The sequence below is a fragment of the Flaviflagellibacter deserti genome, assembly GCF_042652085.1.
Classification (GTDB): Bacteria; Pseudomonadota; Alphaproteobacteria; order Rhizobiales; family Methylopilaceae; genus Flaviflagellibacter; species Flaviflagellibacter deserti.
On sequence record NZ_JBHSJF010000004.1, the window covers coordinates 42097 to 60406 of the forward strand.

Below are 18310 nucleotides of genomic sequence, written 5' to 3' on the forward strand. Positions count from 1 at the left end.
TTGCCGCCGCGATCCCGAGACAGAATGTCCATAGCCGCGCCCGCCCTCGATGCAGTCCACGCCAAGAGCCTGTCGGAGATGCACGATGTTCTCGTCGCCGCGAACATCAATCCGCGCACGGGGTTGTCGACGGACTACCTGAACCATTTCAATGAAATGGTGATGCTGCTCGACCTGCTGGCAATGGATTCGGAGGTCGCCGAGGAGATACTGACCTGGCGACCCGTGGATTACCGTCATCATTTCGAGCATTCCGGCTTCCGCGCCAAATCGCTCGCTCTGCTTGGCTATGAGCTTTGCCCGGCGACCACCAAGCGCCAGCTCGAAGTCATGGTTGCCGAGATCGACACTGTGCTGATCGAGGCCCAGCGCTTCGTCGGCGAGGCGCCCGAATCAGAAGAGACCTTCATCGTCGTCCAGCAATCGAAAGACGCGGTCGAGGACCTGATCGCCCGCGCGAGCGCCCTCATCAACGGCCACGCGATAGAGGAGCCGGTCGCCGTCGACGACGCCCAGGTTGCCGTCGACGCCTTGTTCGAGGGCTGAAGCCAGTTTATTCGGGGTATATGCCACCACGCCCCGAAGTTGGCGTCTCGACCGCGGTGTTCCGCGACGGGCGCGTTCTCCTCGCCCAGCGCGCCCGCGGAGCCCTCACAGGCTTATGGTCCCTGCCCGGCGGCCGTGTAGAGCATGGCGAGCGGTTGCGCGAGGCGGCTCTTCGCGAGCTCCAGGAGGAGGTCGGCGTCGAGGCCGAAATCGTCGATCTCGCCGGCGTCGTCGAAGTCCTTCCACGCGGCGAGCGCATGGATTTCCATTTCGTCGTGCTGGCCTTCGCCGCCAACTGGGTCTCCGGGGAACCGCAGATCGGGCCGGAAGCCGCGGATATCCGCTGGGCCGACCCGAAGACGCTCGACAACCTTCCGGTGACGGACGACCTTCACCGCATCGTGTCGCTGGCCTCCGCGCTGGTCGGGTAGACTGAACATCGATGAGCAGCCGTCTCGCAATCGTCTCGATCCTGGCCGTCCTTCTGACGGTGCCCGCCGTTGCGCGCGAACGCGACAACAGCGATCCCTGGTACGGCGGCCGACCGATAAACCCGCCCCGGCCGACGCAACCGGCCCCTCCCGCCGCTCCTCCGGCGGCGGCCCCTCCTGCCGCAGCAACGACCGCCCCGAAGCCGGCGCCGGTCGCGGTCGCACCGCCGCCGAAGCCGACAGGTCCGGCACCCTATGAGGCCGACATTCAGAGGCTCGGCGAGATTCTCGGCGCGCTGCACTATCTGCGTCCGCTCTGCGGCGCAGCCGACGGGCCGGTCTGGCGCGAGAAGATGCAGGCGATCATGGATTCGGAAGGCGGTCCGACCGACCGCAAGGAACGTTTCGCCGGCGCCTTCAACAACGGCTACAGCAGCTTCCAGACGACCTACCGCACCTGCACGCCGGCGGCCGACGTGGCGGTCAATCGCTATCTGACTGAAGGCGCAAAGCTTTCTCGCGACATTGCCACGCGTTACGGCAATTGAGGCGCGGACATTAACCCTTTCTTTAAGATCGGCATGCGCCACGCAATGTGCGTGGTAGGGTTTCGATTGCGGCCAGGGGGCGTGCCGCGTTGGACAGCCATGACCTCTCAATTCCCGCCGAACGTCAGCGATCGTGAGAAGCACTCCGAGGAGCGCTTCGCTGCTCTGTCCTATGTCGACGAGGCGTGGGAAGATGCGGTGATGGACGGCCTGCCGTCCGAGTGCGTGGCCCAGGCAGCCCTGTTCCGGGCGTTCGTCGAGCTCGTCGATGCATTCGGCGAGGAAGCGACCGCGGCTTTTGCCGAAGGCCTGCCGGACCGTCTGCGTCGCGGCGAATTCACGGTGGCGATCTCCCACCAGTGACGGTCAGAGCCCGTAGAGGGCGATGTCGCAGAGTATGATGACGCCGAACGCGCCGAAGACGAGGCCCGCGGCGATGTTCATGATCCTGATCCAGCGCGCTGTCAGATAGGTCCGGAAACGGGCGATCAACGACGCGATCAGAAGCCACCAGGCGAAGCTGCCCGCAAGCGACGCTGCCGCCAGGATGCCCGCCGAAACGAAATCGTCCGGACCGCGTCCGAATTTGTCGAGGCCGGTGAAGAAGGCCGCGAAGCCGAGCAGAATTCCGGGATTGGCGACGACCAGGAAGAAGGCGAGCACGGCCGCGCCGACATGGCTTCGCCGGGAGTCCTTCTCGACACCGCGCTCCGGATGCGGATTGTGAATGATGATGATGAGCCCGAAGGCGATGAGCAGCACGCCGCCGACGAGCTTGATCAGCCCGATATGGTCCTCGATGGCATCCGACACCGCCGTGACGCCGAAGGCCGCGATCGCCGCGTAGAGGCCGTCGCCCGCCATGGCTCCAAGGCCAGCGACAAAAGCGCCCTTGAACCCACCTCGCACGCCGCGGTGGATCACGAGAATATTGGCCGGTCCCATCGGCGCCGCCATGGCGAGGCCGATTCCCAGGCCGATGCCGACCAGGTTCCAGTCGAGCAAGAAATTCTCCAGAAGCGGGGATGACATCCGAACAGGAAACGCGCGAGCCTCCTTATTGGAGTCGTGGAATCGCGGCAACCTCGCGTCGATACGGGGAAACCATTAGTCTTAGTTGTTGAGGGTACGGGGAGAAGCCGATGCGTGCGATCGCGACTGCCTTTGCGTTAGTCCTGGCTCTCGGTCTGAGCCCGGCGCTCGCCCAGAACGACGCAGCGTCCGAAGGCAGCCCGACGACTCCGTCGACGGACGTGAACCAGCGCGCACCGAAACCCGATGTGCTCTACGATCCCGGCCTCCTACCCGACGCGGTGCGGGAAACCCGCGACAAGATCCTCGAAGCAGCTTTGGCGGGCGATCTCGACAAGCTCCGCTCCATCATCAACAGCTTCCCGGAACCGCCGACCCTCACCTTCGGCGATCAGGGTGATGCGATCGAAGCGATGAAGAGCCAGTCGAACGACGGCAAGGGGCTGGAAGTCATGGCGATCCTGGCCGAGGTGCTGGAAGCGGGCTTCGTTCATGTCGACGCCGGCACGCCGCAGGATATGTATGTCTGGCCCTATTTCGCCCAGTACCCGATCGACCAGCTCACGGCATCACAGACGGTCGAACTGTTCAAGATCGTAACCTCCTATGAATTCAAGGAGATGCAGGAGTTCGGCGCCTACAATTTCTACCGCGTCGGCATCAGCGCGGACGGCGTCTGGCACTTCTTCGTCAGCGGCGACTAGAGTGCCGCTACCGAAATGTGACAACACAGGCGTTTACCTTCTCGTCCATGTTTGCAAACATGCGGTCGGCTAGGGAGGGCGCCGGGAATGGCCAATTCCGCACCTTCGGTGAAGGTTGTGACCGATAATCTCGGCCTCGAAGACTTGCGCGCCGTCATCGCCGCGAAAGACGAGGAACTTCGCCAGAAGGACCTCATGATGCGCGAGGTGAACCACCGCGTCGCGAATAGCCTGCAGCTCGCCTCCAGCATCCTGCGCATGCAGGCCTATCAGGAACCCGACGAGCATACCCGCGACCAACTGGAGAAAGCGGGCCTGCGGATCAGCTCGATCCAGCACGTCCATGACAGGCTCTATCGTTCGGGCGACATGCGCGGCGTCGAATTTGCGCTCTACCTGCGCGAACTCTGCAACGACCTCTCGACCTCGGTTCTTCAGGAGGAGAGCGGCGGGCGGAAGTTCGATGTCTCGGTCGAATGTGACCGCATTCGGCTTCCGACCGACTATGTGTCGAAGCTCGGCCTCGTCGTGAACGAGTTCGTCACCAACGCCTTCAAGCACGGCACGAAGCCCGGCAAGCCCTGCGAGATTCGAGTCAGGGGCGCGGTCGTCGGCGGCAAGCTGAACCTGTCGGTCGCCGACAGCGGCGCCGGCCTGCCGGAAGGCTTCGACATCGCCCGCATCAAGGGTCTCGGCATGCGGCTCGTGCGGTTCGTCGCCGGCAGCCTTTCGGGTGAGGCCGGCGCGATGAACAATGATCGCGGCGCGACCTTCTACGTCGAAATTCCGCTTCCGGTCGTTGAGCCGGACATCAAGGCGGTGTAACCGCCTTCTCCGGTGTCCTGCCGCCGGCGCATCCCCTCGGTTCTCCCCGCTTCACTTCCAACCCTTGTGAGCCCGCGTCACGGGCCTTACGTTCCGGCGCTCGCGGAGCTGCAAGGAGAATCGCGCGTTGGCCAAGGCCGCAATTCTGTCCGACCGGGCGGTGCTGAAGGTTTCCGGAGAGGACGCCGAGCACTTCCTGCATAACCTCGTGACCAATTCCATCGAAGGACTGCCGGCCGGAGAGGCTCGCTACGCGGCCCTTCTGAGCCCGCAGGGGAAGATCATCTCCGACTTCCTGGTTGTGGCGACCGAAGTCGGCTTCCTGCTCGACGTGCCGAAATCCCGGGTAGAGGAGCTGAAGAAGCGGCTGACGCTCTACAAGCTCAGAGCCAAGGTTACGTTAACCATAGAAGATGCTGTCGTCGCAGCGATTTTCGACGGCTCCGGAAGTGTCACGTTAACAGAAATGTTTGCCGATCCTAGAATTCCCGGCCTCGGTTTCCGCGTATTCCTGCCGTCCGAGACGGCGAGCGACGTGCTCGAACTGGCCGAACTTAAAGTTGTAGATGAAGATGAATACGCGTCGTTCCGGATCGCGCTCGGCGTACCGGAAAGCGGTCGCGACTTCGCTTTCGACGACGCCTTCCCGCACGAGGCCGACATGGACCAGCTCGCCGGCATCGACTTCCGCAAGGGCTGCTATATCGGGCAGGAAATCGTCAGCCGGATGCAGCATCGGGGCACCGCCCGGACGCGGCTCGTGCCGGTCAGGATATTGGGTTCGGCCGAACCCGGAGCCGAGGTCACGGCCGGCGGCAAACCGCTTGGGACGCTCGGCTCGGTCGATGGCGAACGCGGCATCGCGATGATCCGGATCGACCGCGCCGACGATGCTTTGGCTGCGGGCGAGCCGATCACGGCCGGAACGGCGACTTTGATAGTCGAACGGCCGAACTGGGCACGCTTCCGCTTCCCCGGCGACCCCCTGCCCGACGCCGCTTCATGAGCACGGCGGTCCTGCATGAAGACGGCAAGTTCCGCTGTCCCTGGCCGGGCAAGGACCCGTTCTACGTCGCCTATCACGACGAGGAATGGGGCGTGCCGGAATATGACGACCGGGCATTGTTCGAGAAGCTGATCCTCGACGGCTTCCAGGCCGGATTGGCCTGGATCACCATCCTTCGCAAGCGCGAGAACTTCCGGAAGGCCTTCGACGGTTTCAGGCCGGAGAAGATCGCCCGCTACGATGCGAGCAAGGTCGCCTCGTTGATGAACGACGCCGGCATCGTCCGTAACCGGATGAAGATCGAGGGCACGGTCCTTTCGGCGCAGGCCTGGCTTGAGATTCAGGAGAAGGGGCCGGGCTTCTCGGAGTTCATCTGGAACTTCGTCAACGGCAAGCCGGTGCAGAACCGCTTCGGCGATACGAGCGAGGTCCCGGCCGAGACCGATATGGCGAAGCGGATGTCGAAGGAACTCAAGACGCACGGCTTCAAGTTCTGCGGACCGACCATCGTCTACGCATTCGCGCAGGCGACCGGCATCGTCAACGACCACCTGATCCAGTGCTACCGGCACGAGGAAGTAAAGAAGCTGGCGCGCTGATGCCGCGAGACATCCCTCCCCGCGCCTGGCAGCGCATGCTGTCCGGCCGCAGGCTCGACCTCCTTGATCCATCGCCGCTCGACGTCGAGATCGACGACATCGCCCACGGCCTCGCCCGCGTGCCGCGCTGGAATGGGCAGACGCGCGGCGCGCACATTTTCTCCGTCGCGCAGCATTCGCTCCTCGTCGAGGAGATCGCGCAGGCGATCAAGCCGGACCTCGCCGATAAATGGCGCCTCGCCATCCTGTTGCACGACGCGCCGGAATATGTGGTCTCCGACATCATCAGTCCGTTCAAGGCGGTGCTCGGCGGCGAATACAAGGCCGTCGAGAACCGGTTGATGCGGGCCATCCATCTGCGCTTTGGTCTGCCGCCCGAACTTCCAGAAGTGCATCGTAAGGTGATGAAGCGGGCCGATCAGTCCGCCGCCTATATGGAGGCGACGCAGCTCGCCGGCTTCGAGCACGCCGAGGCGCTGAAATTCTTCGGCCGCCCTGTCGGCATCCCGGCCAATCTCGACATGACGCCGTGGCCGGCGGAGATCGCAGCGGAGCGGTTTCTGGCCCGATTCGGAGAGTTGAGGGCGTTCTGACTCGTTCCCCGGACAAATGCGCGAAGCGCACGCCGATCCGGGGCCAGCGCATGAGTGCGCCGCAGGCGCTCATAAGCTAAGGAGCTCCGCCCTCCCGGTTCTCGCGATGGGCTTCACCCACGCGGACCGGGACACGGTCGTGGTATCATCCTCAAAATGCTGTCCGTCTCCGCCACCCAGATCGAAATCAACCTCACCGCGGCAATCGTCGCGATCGAGGGGTTGACGCCGCTTATCCTCGCGACGCGAGGGGAAGACGGCGAACTGGTCGGCCTACCTTCTGGTCCGTTCGATCCCAGGAACCATCGCACGCTCGATATGGGCCTCAGATCCTGGGTTCAGGATCAGACCGGTCTCGGCGTCGGCTATGCCGAGCAGCTCTATACGTTCGGCGATCGCGGCCGGCACATGCATACGGGCGATGCCGGGCCGCATATCGTCTCCGTCGGCTATCTCGCGCTGACGCGACAGCCGGAGGAAGACGGCAGCCTGACCGATGCGGGCGCGCGTTTCCGGCCATGGTACGACTATTTCCCGTGGGAGGACTGGCGCACCGGGCGCCCGCCCATCCTCAACCACGCGATCATGCCTCTCCTGACTCAGTGGGCGAAGGCGGATGCCGGAATACGCCTCGGCATGAGCCGCAAGAGCAGACTCCGCTTCGCCTTCGGTGACGACGAGACTTGGGACGAGGAGAAGGTGCTCGACCGCTACGAGCTCCTCTATGAAGCGGGTCTCGTAGAGGAGGCGGCGCGCGATGGCCGCGAGGCCGCTCTGGCTCGTACCGACCGGCCGAAGCTCGGCAGCGCCATGCGCTTCGACCACCGCCGCATCCTGGCGACCGCGATGGGGCGGCTTCGCTCCAAGCTGAAATATCGTCCGGTCGTGTTCGAGATGATGCCCGACGAGTTCACGCTGACCGAACTGCAGCGCACTGTCGAGGCGATTTCCGGACGCCATCTGCACAAGCAGAACTTCCGCCGCCTGGTCGAGGCAGGCGCGCTGGTCGAGCCGACGGGCGAGACCTCGATCGCGACCGGCGGTCGCCCGGCGCAGCTTTTCCGTTTCCGCCGCGAAGTGGTCGCCGAGCGGCCCGCGGCGGGTCTCCGGCTCGGCGTCAGGGGCTGAATTTCCAGCCTTTTCGAACCTGTTCACCGGCACTCGCGACCAATGGTTGTTTTCGCTCTCCCGCGATAGCATTCGCGCGGGCCTGGGACCTCAATCATGGAATTCGTACTGATCGCGCTCTTGGTGCTGGCGCTTCCGATCTGCGCCATCGCGGGTATGAGCCTTGGCCTGCAGAACCGCACCACGATCCGGCTTCTCGAAGAACGCATCGCCGCTCTGGAGGGCGGCAAGGTCGCGGTCCAGGCCGCTGGCCCGGCGCCGGAGCCGACGCTTGCTGGCCCGCCGGTCGAGCAGGCCGCCGAGCCCGTCACCGAAGCGGAATCGGAAAAGACCGTTGAGCCCGAACTTCCGATCGCCGCCGCTGAGATGGCCGAGCAACCAGAGGCAGCCGCCACGGTTGCGCCCGTCGCCGAGGAGGTCAGGAAGGCCAGCCTGGAAGAACGGCTCGGCACGCGCTGGACCGTCTGGGTCGGCGGCCTGTCGCTCGCGCTCGGCGGCGTCTTCCTCGTCCGCTATTCCATCGAGGCCGGCCTGCTCGGACCGGGCATGCGCATCGCGCTCGGCGCGCTGTTCTCCGCAGCCTTGCTCGGCGCGGGCGAATGGTTCCGCCGCCGCCAGATCGCTTCGGGAATCGCAGGCGTTCCGTCCGCCCATATCCCGAGCGTCCTCACCGCCGCCGGCACGGTTGCGGCCTTCGCGACCGTTTTCGCCGCGCATTCGCTCTATAGCTTCATCGGCCCGGCTGCTGCCTTCATCATGCTGGCTGTCATCGCCATCGGCTGCATGTTCTCGGCCGCCCTGCACGGCCCGGCATTGGCGGGCCTCGGCCTCCTCGGCGCCGCGCTCGCGCCTTTGCTCGTCTCGTCGAGCGAGCCCAATCCCTGGGCGCTGTTCCTGCATCTCGTCGTCGTGGTTGCCGCCGCGCTCGGTCTTGCCCGTCTGCGCGAATGGGCATGGCTTGCCGTTTCGGCCGGCGTCATGGCGCTCGCCTGGGGCCTTGTCTACGTCATCGGCGCGAGCACGGCCGACGCCGCGCCGCTGGCCTTCCTCGTCTTCGCCGTCAGCAGCCTGTTCGTCGTCTATCACGCGATGGGAGATGACGACGGCAATACCGACAAGGTCACGGTCGGGATACTGTCGGCCTTTGCCGTGCTCGCGCTGGCGACCGTCATCTCGCAGGATCACGGCTCGGGCACCGTCGGCGTGTTCACCGCGCTGATCGTCCTGCACATCGCCGCCGCCTGGCGCTTCCCGTCGCTGACGCCCGTCCTCGGCTCGACGCTCGGCTTCGTGCTGCTGACCGCGCTGAGCTGGGAATTTCCGCTGGCGCGGCTGGTCGATCCGACCAATGTCTTTCCGGGACCGGGAGAGGCTCTGCCGATCCCGAACCGCATCTCGACCTATTTCACCTTCGCCGCGCTGCACGGAGCGCTGCTGCTCGCGGCCGGCACCGCCATGGCATTCGTCAGCCGGCATGCACGGTCGGCGCTGGTGTGGTCGGGAGTGGCCGCGGCGGCCCCGGTCGCACTGCTCGCGATCGTCTACTGGCGGGTCGCCGAACTCGCACCCGATCTCGGCTATGCGGCCGTGGCCGGCGTGCTGGCGGCGGGCTTTGCCTTCCTCGCCGAGCGTTCGCTTCGCCGCGAGGCGGAGGAGTCGGCGGCGGCAGGGCCAACCGGCCTATTCGCGGCGGCGGCTGCTTGTGCTCTGGCGCTTGGACTGTCGATGACGTTGCGCGAGGGCTATCTCACCATTTCGCTGTCACTCCTCGCAGCCGCTCTCGCCTGGGTCTATTCGGCCCGGCCGATCCCGGCGCTGCGTGTGCTGTCCGTCATCGCCGGCGTGATCGTGCTCGGCCTGACCGCCATCAATCCTCTGGTGATCGACAATCTCGGCACGACGCCGGTCTTCAATCCGCTGCTCTGGGGCTATGGCGTTCCAGCCCTCTCGTTCGGAGCCGCCGCCTGGCTGTTCCAACGTTCCGGCACTCCGCGGGCAGGCCAGGTATTCGAGGGTCTGGCCATGCTCTACACCGTGCTCCTCTTCGTCTTCGAGATCCGGCACTGGGCGCAGAACGGCGACATGACCGCCGGCGCGATGAGCATCTACGAGATCGGGCTCAACATTACGGTGCTGTTCCTGATCGCCGCCATCGTCCGCCGCCTCGACCTGCGAAACCACAGCAAGGTACTGGCGACAGCAGTGCCGGTGCTGAGCGCGATTGCAATCGCGATCAGCGTTGTCGGCGCGCTGACGACAGGAAACCCGTATTTCTCGGGCGAGACGATTGGCCATGGGCCGTTCCTCGCGGCGCTGTTCCTCGGCTATGCCGTCCCTGCTGCGGCGGCGACCTTTTTCGCTCTGGAAACGCGTAACACGCAGCCGAAATGGCAGGCACCCGCTGCGGCGAGCATCGCGCTCGCCCTGATCGTCGCCTATGCGACGCTCGAGGTCCGCTCCGCCTTCCACGGCCCGAACCTGAAATATTTCGAGGCGACGGACGTCGAAATCTACGCCTATTCGGTGGTGTGGCTCGTGCTCGGGATCGCGCTTCTGGTCGGCGGCATGCTGCTGAAATCGCGCGTGGTCCGCATGGGTTCTGCGGCCGTCATCCTGCTCGCTGTGCTGAAGGTCTTCCTCTACGACCTCAACGACCTCGAAGGCATCCTGCGCGCCCTCTCGTTCATGGGCCTCGGTCTGGTTCTGGTCGGAATCGGCGTCGTTTACCAGAAACTCCTGTTCGGGCCGAAACCGACGGACGAGGCTGCGGCCTGAACGCAAAAAGCCCGGGCAATGCCCGGGCTTTCCTTTGAGCGCGGATGCTCAGTTGGTGGCGAGGCGGCCGAGGACAGGCAGCGGATGCGAGCGGAGCGCCAGCGCACCGTCACCGATCAGGCCGTGGGCGAGCGAGGCCATCATGAGGAAGAGCGGATATTCCCAGCCGCCGTTCGGCGCCGAGAAAACCCAGCCATTGCCAATATGGGCCGACATAGCGCCGAGCATGACCGGAATCAGCAGAATCGAGACGTAGCGGCCATAGAAGCCCGTGAGGATGAGGACGCCGCCGATCAGTTCGGCCGCGATGACCGGACCGGCGAGGAAGCCCGGCATTCCGAGGCTCTGAAGGAAACCCGCAAAGCCCGGCACGGTGAAGACGATCAGCTTAAGCAGTGCGTGGGAAATCCACATCGTGCCGAGCGAGAGACGGAGAAGAAGCGCGCCGTAAGCGGCGGTGCGAAGATCGGCCATTGGTGTTGCCCTTTGAAGTTCGCCCCCAACGGGCGATTGGCCACGGACGTAAATCGCATCGTGTCGCACGACAATTCAGGCAAATGCTGATTTGAGTTTGCATTCTCGCAATGCAGAGTGGATGCCGGTCGGGCCCTCTTCAACACCGCCGAAATAAAGGAACGATCGGTTCGCGCGAACTGTTGAGCGTCATCCTACCAGAGGAGGCGCGCCATGTTCTTGCGCATCGACAGGTTGCAGACCGAATTGCCGATTCCAACGAAGCCGGACCCCAATGCCGCCGCCGCTCTCCAGGAACTTCTCGGCGGCAAATATGGAGAGATGTCGACGCTCGGAAACTACATGTTTCAGAGCTTCAACTTCCGAAGCAAATCCAAGCTTCGCCCGTTCTACAGCCTTGTCGCGGCGATCACCGCCGAGGAACTCGGGCACGTGGAGCTGGTCAGCAACGGCGTCGCTCTCCTGAATAATGGTCCCGGCGACCCGACGGAAAATGCCGATATCAGCGGTGCGCCGTTCGAAGACATGCAGGACATCCGCCTGGCGGCCTCCTTTCTGGCAAATGGTGGCGGGGCGATGCCGATGAACAGTAACGGCGCGTCATGGAACATGGATTTCGTGACGACGACCGGGAACGTCATCTTTGATCTGCTTCACAACTTTCACCTGGAATGTGGTGCCCGTCTCCACAAGCTGAGGGTGTACGAAACCATGACGGAGCCGACTGGTCGCGAAGTATGCGGGTATCTGCTCGTTCGTGGCGGTGTGCATGCCCACGCCTACGCCTTGGCTATCAAGAAGCTGACGGGTGTCGACATCGAGAAGATGCTCCCGGTGCCGAACATCAATCTCGACAAGATCCCGGAATCGCAAAAGTACTTGGCGGAAGGTTCGCACCGGCGCCTCTACCGCTTCAGTCCCGACGACTACAAGGAGATGGCGGGCATCTGGGGCAACGGTGAGATGGCCCTGCCCGGCGATCCTCCGGGCGAATTGGAAGTCGTCGACGGTATCCCGGAGGGCAGCAAGATACCGGAGCTCGAAGGGACCCCGTCTGCGTTCGCACCGGACTATGCTCCCGAGGAGTTCTACGAGATCGCGACGAAGCTGTACAAAGCGTCGCGCTGAACAATGAAAAGCCCGCCATTCCTGTGGCGGGCTTACCCTCGTCTCCGATCAATCACCGGACCGATCGCGCCTCGCACGACAATTCAGGCCAGCGCTGGTATGACATTGCATCTTTGCAATGGAGAAGCGGATGCTGGCCTGGGACGATTTCAAGCTGGTGAAGGCCGTCGCAGAAGCCCGCTCGCTCGCGGGCGCCAGCGAGAAGCTGCACGTGAACACCTCCACCGTCTTCCGCAGGCTCGGCACGCTTGAGGCGCGGCTGGGCGCTCGACTCTTCGAGAGAAAGCGCGGTGGCTACGCCCTCACGCCCGCCGGAGAGGAGATGGTAGAACTCGCGACCCGCATGTCGGGCGAGGTCGATGCCTTCGAGATCCGGATCGCCGGCCGCGACCTGAAGCCATCGGGAGAACTCCGCGTCGCCACCAATGACGCGATGATCGCCTACACGCTGTCGCCGATTCTCGCCCGCTTCCGGCTGGCCTATCCCGACATCAGGCTCGACATCGCCATCGGCAACGAGGCGATCAACCTGTCGCGCCGCGACGCCGACATCGCGATCCGCGCTACTGCGCAGCCGCCGGAGACCCTCGTCGGCCGCCGTATCGCGACGGTGATATGGGGGATCTATGGGCTCGACGATGACAGACCGGTCTCGTCGCTCGCCGAGCTTGCCGACCGCAAATGGGTGGTGCCGGGCGACTATCTCTCGTCTCTCAAGGTGATGCGCCATGTCCGGGAGGTTATTCCGCGCGAGAACATGGTCTATTCGCTGAATTCGGTGATGGGCTTGGCGGAGGCGGTGAAGGCAGGAATCGGGCTCGGCGTGATCCCTTCCTATATCGGCGATAAGAACGGGCTGAAGCGGCTGCTGCTTCTCCCCGAGAGCTCGGATACCGGCTTCTGGATCCTGACCCATCCGGATATTCGCGGCAGCGCGCGCGTTCGCGCCTTCCTTGATTTCGTCGGCGGCGAACTGGTCAAGCTTCGGCCCGCCTTTGAGGGAACCGCCTAGCAGTTCGTCGTCCAGCGGCAGCGCTGGGCGAAATAGGCCTCGCGGATGGCGAATTTCAGCCAGCTGTCCCAGGCGACATAGCGGGTCGTCGGCGTCGGCGACGGCTCCGCGTTCAGGCCCAGCCTGCCGGCGATCATCATCGAGCGGCGCATATGCGGCGGATCGCTGACGACGAGGATCGAATCCAGGCCATTCTCCCGCAGCAGCGGCTTCGCGTTCTCGAGATTCTCGAACGTGGTCGTTGATCTGTTCTCGACCACGATGTCGGAGGCCGGCACGCCCTCGCGGACGGCCCAGTTGCGTGCCGCCTCGGCTTCGGTGACTCTGTCGCCTCCTCCGAGCCCTCCGGTCATGACGATCCTCCTGACCTTGCCGGCCTTGTAGAGATCGACCGCATGGCGAATGCGCTCGGCGAAGACGGGCGACGGCTCACGGCCGAACACCGCTGCGCCAAGCACGACGGCCGCGTCCGCAGGACCATCGCTGGATCGGACGGAATAGACCGCGATCTCCGCGACGGCGGCCACCGCGAGCAGCATCGTGACGATCAGCGCCAGCCGGACAAATCTGACGAAGCGTCTCACCACCGGCCCCGAAGGTCAGACGCCCTCGCCCGTCCAGTTGCGTACGCGATAGAAGATGTGACGTCCAAGCCGCGCTTCCTTGACCATGTCCCGTATCCAGTACGGTCGAACATAGGTCGCGTGATAGTGCGTCGCGGTTCCGACATCCGGCAGATAAGTGCCTTTGACCAGAACGTCGTCGGCCACGCGCTGGGCGATGGCCCAGGACTGGCGGTCGTAGATGCGGTCCGGAATGCCGTCGCAGGCGAACGAGAACTGACACTGGTTGCGGCGGTTCTTGTTCTCGTAGACGACGGCGCAGACATTGTCGGGATAATAGCCCGAGCGGGTGCGGTTCATCACCACCTGCGCCACCGCATACTGACCCTTCAGCGGCTCGCCGCGCGCTTCGAAATAGACCGCCTCGGAGAGGCACTTCTTGGCGCGCGCCATATCCTTATCCAGCGTTTCCTGGACCGGGCTCGATATCGGATCGCTGGGCAAAGCAGCGAGGACCGTCGCCGTGCCCGGAGCGACCGGCATGGCGGCGATTTCGAGCGGGGTTTCGGAGGAAGACGGAGTCAGCGACGCGAGCGTCAGCGTTCCGGGCGTCGAGCCATCGGCTGCCGCGTCGTCCGGAATGGTTTGGTCGGTCGGAGCCGAATCCGGCGAGCCCTCGGCATAGACGCCGATGCCGGTCATCGTGTCGATCCGCTCTATGATTGGTGCCTGCGCGAAGGCGAAACGGCTGGCGAGACTCGGCGGAAGAATTGTGTGGCGCAGCGAGGATTGCTCGGCGTCGACATCGTCTTCCGGTATCGAATTGGCCTCGGCGACGACGAATGCCCCGTCATCGGGAGACTGATCGGGGAAGCTGGAATCGAAACTGTCGAGCGTGGCGAATTCCACGGTGGGACGCGGAGCCGCCGGCGCAACATAGGACAGCCAGCGCACCTCGCCTTCCCATTTCGAGCCCGCCAATGCAGCGGCATCCTGGAAGGCGATCGTCGTCGTGGAAAGCGTGAACGCCGCGAGCACCGAACCGGCAATCGTAACGGGAGACGGAAGCCGGGAACGACGCTGACGCATGAGAACGCAACCCTACGCAACCACGGACGCGACACGATGAGTCACGTCAAAAGCACAGGATCATGATGATCAGGTCTTAAGGTTGAGGGAGGGTTAAATTGGGAGGCCGTCGTCCTCCGGCTCCGGAGGACCCATCGATGCCGATGTGTGGATGCTCCGGTCAAGCCGGAGCATGACGGCTACTTCAAGCGCTTCTGCCGAACCGCCGCCTGCGCCGCTGCGAGCCGTGCGATCGGCACCCGATAAGGCGAACACGAGACGTAATCGAGGCCGACATCCTGGCAGAAGGCGACGGAGGCCGGATCGCCGCCATGCTCGCCGCAAAGCCCCATCTTCATGCCGGGCCTTGTCCTGTGGCCGCGTTCGGCACCGATACGTACGAGTTCTCCGACGCCCTCGACGTCGATCGTCGTGAACGGGTCAGCCGGCAAAACGCCCTTCAGGATATAGGCGCCGAGGAAGGTGCCGGCGTCGTCGCGCGACATGCCGAAAACGGTCTGCGTCAGATCGTTCGTGCCAAAGGAGAAGAATTCGGCACTCCTGGCGATGTCGCCGGCGCAAAGCGCGGCGCGCGGCAGTTCGATCATCGTGCCGACCCGGTATTTGACCTGCGTTCCGGCTTCCCGACTGACCGCGTCTGCCGTCACGTCGATCCGGTCCTTCACCATGTCCAGTTCGTTCCTTGTGGCGACGAGCGGCACCATGATCTCCGGTACGACCTCGACGCCCGTCGCCTTTGAGACCTGGACGGCGGCCTCGAAGATCGCGCGAGACTGCATCTCGACGATCTCGGGATAGGCAATCGCAAGTCGGCAGCCGCGGAAGCCGAGCATCGGGTTGAACTCGTCGAGTTCGTCGGCGCGGCGGCGCATTTTCTCCGGAGACATTCCGAGCGCAGTCGCGATCTCGATCGTGTCCTCTTCCGTCTTGGGCAGGAATTCATGCAGCGGCGGATCCAGCAGACGCACCGTGACCGTGCAGCCGAGCATGACCTTGAATATTTTCGCGAAATCGTGCCGCTGCACGGCCAGCAGCGTCGCGAGCGAGGCGCGGCGGTGTTCCTCGCTCTCGGCGATGATCATCTCGCGCACCGCGCGGATACGCGTCGCGTCGAAGAACATGTGCTCGGTGCGGCAAAGGCCGATGCCCTCCGCGCCGAAGCGGCGGGCGGCCTTGGCGTCATCCGGCGTATCGGCATTGGCGCGGACGCCGAGCGAGCGGACTTCGTCGGCCCAGCCGAGAACTATGGTGAAGTCGGCCGGAAGCTCCGGCTCGGTCATCGGCGCCGCGCCTTCCAGCACCTGGCCCGCCGTGCCGTCGAGCGTAACGATGTCGCCCGCCTTCAGGATCATGCCGCCGGCCGACATCGTGCCGGCGCGCTCGTCGACGCGGATCTCGCCGGCGCCGGTGACGCAGGGCTTGCCCATGCCGCGGGCGACAACGGCGGCGTGGCTCGTCCGGCCGCCGCGCGCGGTCAGGATGCCGGTCGCGGCGTGCATTCCGTGGATGTCCTCGGGGCTCGTCTCGACGCGGACGAGGATGACCTTCTTGCCCTCGCCGGCCAGTCTTTCGGCCTCGTTCGGCGAGAAGGTGATCTCGCCCCAGGCGGCGCCGGGAGATGCGGGGAGGCCCTTGGCGATGACGCAGCGCTGGAACGCCGGATCGATCATCGGATGGAGAAGTTCGTCGAGCAGCAGCGGAGGGATCTGCAGCAACGCGTCGTCGCGTGTCAGCGAACCGGCCTCGACCCTGCCGACAAGAGTGCGCAGGAGCATGCGGGCGCGGCTTTGCGTCGGCGCGTGCTCTCCCGCCGGTCGGTCAGGCAATGAGTCCTTCCTGCCGTCCTCCACGGCATTTTCGCTACGCACGTCTTGTTCCCCAGCGAGGTCGCGGCGTTGTGGGTGACGAATATGGCGTGTTCGCGAGCGACACATAACCCCAAAAGAAAAACGGCCGGCATGACGCCGGCCGTTTCTTACGAAGTGATGCAGGATTACTGCGGCGGAGAGGCCGGCGGCGAGGCCGGAGCCGGGGCCGGGGCCGGCGGCGAAGCCGGAGCCGGGGCCGGCGGAGAGGCCGGTTCGGCCGGAGAGGCCGGGGTCGACGCGCGGCCGGTATCGGCCGGAGCCTCGGTTGAAGTCGGCGAAGTGTTCTGCGCCGTCGTGTTGTTCTCGCCGAAATAGAGATAGGCGAGCACGCCGGCGGCGATGACGAGGGCGCCGACGATGAACCAGGTCACCCCGCTGTCGGAGCGGGTCTCGACCGGGACCGGATCGATCCGGCGTTCCATCGGGTCATTTGGATCGGTGTAGCTCATTATGTCACCCTTTCGGTTGTCGAGCGGCTCTCCGGTACGCGGGAAGCAGCCCCGGGTTTTCAGCGGCCGAGGAGGCCGGAAAGACCAATGAAGATCAGGTAGATCGCCACGATGTAGTTGAGCAGGCGCGGCATGATCAGGATGAGCACGCCGGCGAGCAAGGCGACGATCGGTTGTAACGTGACGATATTGATCTCCACGGACGTTTTCCTCTCTTGAACGGCCTTTCGGGCCGAGGCTGCCGCACATTCCGGCACGGCGGTCCGCACGCAAAACGTTCCCGAGCGTGTCAGGTTCCAGTTTTGGGGCGGGCGGATGGCAAAGCCGCGACGGGGTGACGCGGCCGATCATGCTCTCCAGAGGAGACGCCGGAAAGACGAGGCGTGACGTTGACCACAACCACAGGATTCGCACCAACGGACCATTGACTCTGGCTGCGCGAGTCACGATTTTACATTCAGGATCAGTAGTTTAGATTATTTCTAAACTGCGTTTGTAGCTCCGGACCCTATGATCGTTTGCTCCTGTAATGTCCTGAGTGAGACCGCCATCCGCGAGGCATGTGCTTCGCTGGACGCGGCTCCGCGTACCCCCGGCCAGGTCTATCGCTGCCTTGGGTGCAGCCCGCAGTGCGGCCGCTGTTCGCGCACCATCAAGACGATCCTGGATCAGGCACTGGCCGCCTGCCCGGCGGCGTGCGCGGTCTGCCCGAGCGGGCATGCGCACGCGCACAACGAGAATGACATGCTCCCACACATCAGCGAACTGGCGATCGACGAAGCCGCCGAATAAGGCGCTTGCGTTCCTGTTGCCTCTTGCCCTCGCCACCTCCATAACTTAGAAGACTTCTAAGAAGTCGAATTCAGGAGACGTGCCGTGAAGGGCGACGCCAAGGTCATCGAATATCTCAATCGCGGTCTGCGATCGGAGCTGACGGCCATCAATCAGTACTGGCTGCACTACCGCATCTTCGATAATTGGGGCTTCAAGGACCTCGCCAAGAAATGGCGCGAGGAATCGATCGAGGAGATGCGTCACGCGGACAAGTTCATCGCTCGCATTCTCTTCCTCGAGGGCTTCCCGAATCTGCAGGTACTGGACCCGCTCCGCATCGGCCAGTCGGTGAAGGAGATCCTGGAAAGCGACCTTGCCGCGGAACACGACGCGCGCAAGCTCTACCAGGAAGCCGCGATCTACTGCCATTCGGTCGCCGACTTCCCGAGCCGTGACCTGTTCGAGGAACTGATGAGCGACGAGGAAGGCCACATCGACTTCCTCGAAGAGCAGCTGGACCTCATCGCCAAGCTCGGCGTCGAGCTGTACTCGCAGCACCATATCGGCGAACTCGAAGGCTGATCGGCCTTTTCGCTGGACACCGAAGCCCGGGCAATGCCTGGGCTTTTTGTTTTTGCACGTGCTTCCACCCGGGGGTCGGTACGGCATTCCAGTTCCCGCCTTTTGTGAAATTTCGCGCCGACAAAAAACCGTCCAAAGAAGCTCCGGCTTTCGACTTTCGGCTAGGTCCGTGAAGGCGCCCGCC

Annotated in this window: 21 protein-coding genes and 1 pseudogene; 15 read left to right on the top strand and 7 right to left on the bottom strand. The window is 64.2% G+C overall.

Annotated features, from left to right (window positions below; translation table 11 throughout):
• Window positions 1-24: 24 nt before the first annotated feature.
• From ACFPFW_RS04070 to ACFPFW_RS04085, 4 genes are all read left to right on the top strand, one after another.
• Entirely contained in the window at window positions 25-546 is a 522-nt protein-coding gene (locus ACFPFW_RS04070) for a hypothetical protein (protein WP_114957192.1), read from the top strand.
• Window positions 547-566: 20 nt separating this feature from the next.
• A complete protein-coding gene (locus ACFPFW_RS04075) occupies window positions 567-977 on the top strand; it encodes an NUDIX hydrolase (protein WP_114957191.1) in 411 nt (136 codons plus the stop codon).
• An 11-nt stretch (window positions 978-988) separates the two neighbouring features.
• The gene (locus tag ACFPFW_RS04080; RefSeq protein ID WP_114957190.1) at window positions 989-1525 is read left to right on the top strand and encodes a TIGR02301 family protein; all 537 of its coding nucleotides are present in this window, start codon (window positions 989-991) and stop codon (window positions 1523-1525) included.
• 99 nt (window positions 1526-1624) lie between these two features.
• Window positions 1625-1888: a hypothetical protein gene (locus ACFPFW_RS04085; RefSeq protein WP_114957189.1), complete on the top strand. Its 264-nt coding sequence runs from the start codon at window positions 1625-1627 to the stop codon at window positions 1886-1888.
• Between the two features lie 3 nt (window positions 1889-1891).
• Here the strand turns inward: ACFPFW_RS04085 and ACFPFW_RS04090 are convergent, their stop codons facing one another.
• Window positions 1892-2530, bottom strand: a complete 639-nt coding sequence (locus ACFPFW_RS04090; protein ID WP_162799689.1) for a LysE family translocator — start codon at window positions 2528-2530, stop codon at window positions 1892-1894.
• 137 nt (window positions 2531-2667) lie between these two features.
• On the opposite strand from ACFPFW_RS04090, the gene ACFPFW_RS04095 reads away from it, so the two are divergent.
• The 7 genes from ACFPFW_RS04095 to ACFPFW_RS04125 all read left to right on the top strand — a co-directional run bounded on the left by ACFPFW_RS04095 (window position 2668) and on the right by ACFPFW_RS04125 (window position 10187).
• Window positions 2668-3261, top strand: coding sequence for a hypothetical protein (locus ACFPFW_RS04095; protein WP_114957187.1), 594 nt, complete (start codon window positions 2668-2670; stop codon window positions 3259-3261).
• 87 nt (window positions 3262-3348) lie between these two features.
• Window positions 3349-4086: a sensor histidine kinase gene (locus ACFPFW_RS04100; RefSeq protein ID WP_114957186.1), complete on the top strand. Its 738-nt coding sequence runs from the start codon at window positions 3349-3351 to the stop codon at window positions 4084-4086.
• A 127-nt stretch (window positions 4087-4213) separates the two neighbouring features.
• A complete protein-coding gene (ygfZ, locus tag ACFPFW_RS04105; RefSeq protein ID WP_114957185.1) occupies window positions 4214-5092 on the top strand; it encodes a CAF17-like 4Fe-4S cluster assembly/insertion protein YgfZ in 879 nt (292 codons plus the stop codon).
• On the top strand, window positions 5089-5691 hold the full coding sequence (locus ACFPFW_RS04110; RefSeq protein ID WP_114957184.1) for a DNA-3-methyladenine glycosylase I: 603 nt from the start codon (window positions 5089-5091) through the stop codon (window positions 5689-5691). Before ygfZ ends, ACFPFW_RS04110 begins: the two co-directional genes overlap by 4 nt.
• Complete coding sequence (locus ACFPFW_RS04115; RefSeq protein ID WP_379769543.1) at window positions 5691-6284, top strand: HD domain-containing protein; 594 nt, start codon at window positions 5691-5693, stop codon at window positions 6282-6284. The genes ACFPFW_RS04110 and ACFPFW_RS04115 overlap by 1 nt, the downstream gene beginning before the upstream one ends.
• Window positions 6285-6440: 156 nt before the next feature.
• Window positions 6441-7412 carry an NUDIX hydrolase gene (locus ACFPFW_RS04120; protein ID WP_114957183.1) on the top strand — a complete coding sequence of 324 codons (972 nt, stop codon included), beginning with the start codon at window positions 6441-6443 and terminating at the stop codon, window positions 7410-7412.
• 96 nt (window positions 7413-7508) lie between these two features.
• The gene (locus ACFPFW_RS04125) at window positions 7509-10187 is read left to right on the top strand and encodes a DUF2339 domain-containing protein (protein WP_114957182.1); all 2679 of its coding nucleotides are present in this window, start codon (window positions 7509-7511) and stop codon (window positions 10185-10187) included.
• Window positions 10188-10235: 48 nt separating this feature from the next.
• Here ACFPFW_RS04125 and ACFPFW_RS04130 read toward each other — a convergent pair whose 3' ends face one another.
• Window positions 10236-10661, bottom strand: coding sequence for a DoxX family protein (locus tag ACFPFW_RS04130; RefSeq protein WP_114957181.1), 426 nt, complete (start codon window positions 10659-10661; stop codon window positions 10236-10238).
• Between the two features lie 213 nt (window positions 10662-10874).
• Between ACFPFW_RS04130 and ACFPFW_RS04135 the strand changes: the two genes are divergently transcribed.
• Window positions 10875-11789 (top strand): manganese catalase family protein, encoded by a 915-nt coding sequence (locus ACFPFW_RS04135; RefSeq protein ID WP_114957180.1) that lies wholly within the window; start codon window positions 10875-10877, stop codon window positions 11787-11789.
• 130 nt (window positions 11790-11919) lie between these two features.
• Complete coding sequence (locus tag ACFPFW_RS04140) at window positions 11920-12801, top strand: LysR family transcriptional regulator (protein ID WP_114957179.1); 882 nt, start codon at window positions 11920-11922, stop codon at window positions 12799-12801.
• On the opposite strand, the gene ACFPFW_RS04145 is transcribed toward ACFPFW_RS04140, so the two are convergent.
• From ACFPFW_RS04145 to ACFPFW_RS04165, 5 genes and pseudogenes are all read right to left on the bottom strand, one after another.
• Window positions 12798-13385, bottom strand: a complete 588-nt coding sequence (locus ACFPFW_RS04145; RefSeq protein ID WP_162799688.1) for a YdcF family protein — start codon at window positions 13383-13385, stop codon at window positions 12798-12800. The two genes, ACFPFW_RS04140 and ACFPFW_RS04145, sit on opposite strands and share 4 nt — an antisense overlap.
• Window positions 13386-13400: 15 nt before the next feature.
• Window positions 13401-14453, bottom strand: a complete 1053-nt coding sequence (locus ACFPFW_RS04150) for a cell wall hydrolase (RefSeq protein WP_114957177.1) — start codon at window positions 14451-14453, stop codon at window positions 13401-13403.
• A 179-nt stretch (window positions 14454-14632) separates the two neighbouring features.
• Window positions 14633-16234, bottom strand: a pseudogene (locus ACFPFW_RS04155) (putative PEP-binding protein); the annotation flags it as partial.
• A 212-nt stretch (window positions 16235-16446) separates the two neighbouring features.
• Entirely contained in the window at window positions 16447-16770 is a 324-nt protein-coding gene (locus ACFPFW_RS04160) for a hypothetical protein (protein ID WP_162799676.1), read from the bottom strand.
• A gap of 59 nt (window positions 16771-16829) precedes the next feature.
• The gene (locus ACFPFW_RS04165) at window positions 16830-16970 is read right to left on the bottom strand and encodes a DUF3096 domain-containing protein (protein ID WP_114957175.1); all 141 of its coding nucleotides are present in this window, start codon (window positions 16968-16970) and stop codon (window positions 16830-16832) included.
• Window positions 16971-17280: 310 nt separating this feature from the next.
• Here ACFPFW_RS04165 and ACFPFW_RS04170 point away from each other — a divergent pair, with 310 nt between their 5' ends.
• The gene (locus ACFPFW_RS04170) at window positions 17281-17562 is read left to right on the top strand and encodes a (2Fe-2S)-binding protein (RefSeq protein WP_114957174.1); all 282 of its coding nucleotides are present in this window, start codon (window positions 17281-17283) and stop codon (window positions 17560-17562) included.
• 84 nt (window positions 17563-17646) lie between these two features.
• Entirely contained in the window at window positions 17647-18126 is a 480-nt protein-coding gene (gene bfr, locus ACFPFW_RS04175; protein ID WP_114957173.1) for a bacterioferritin, read from the top strand.
• Window positions 18127-18310: the final 184 nt, after the last annotated feature.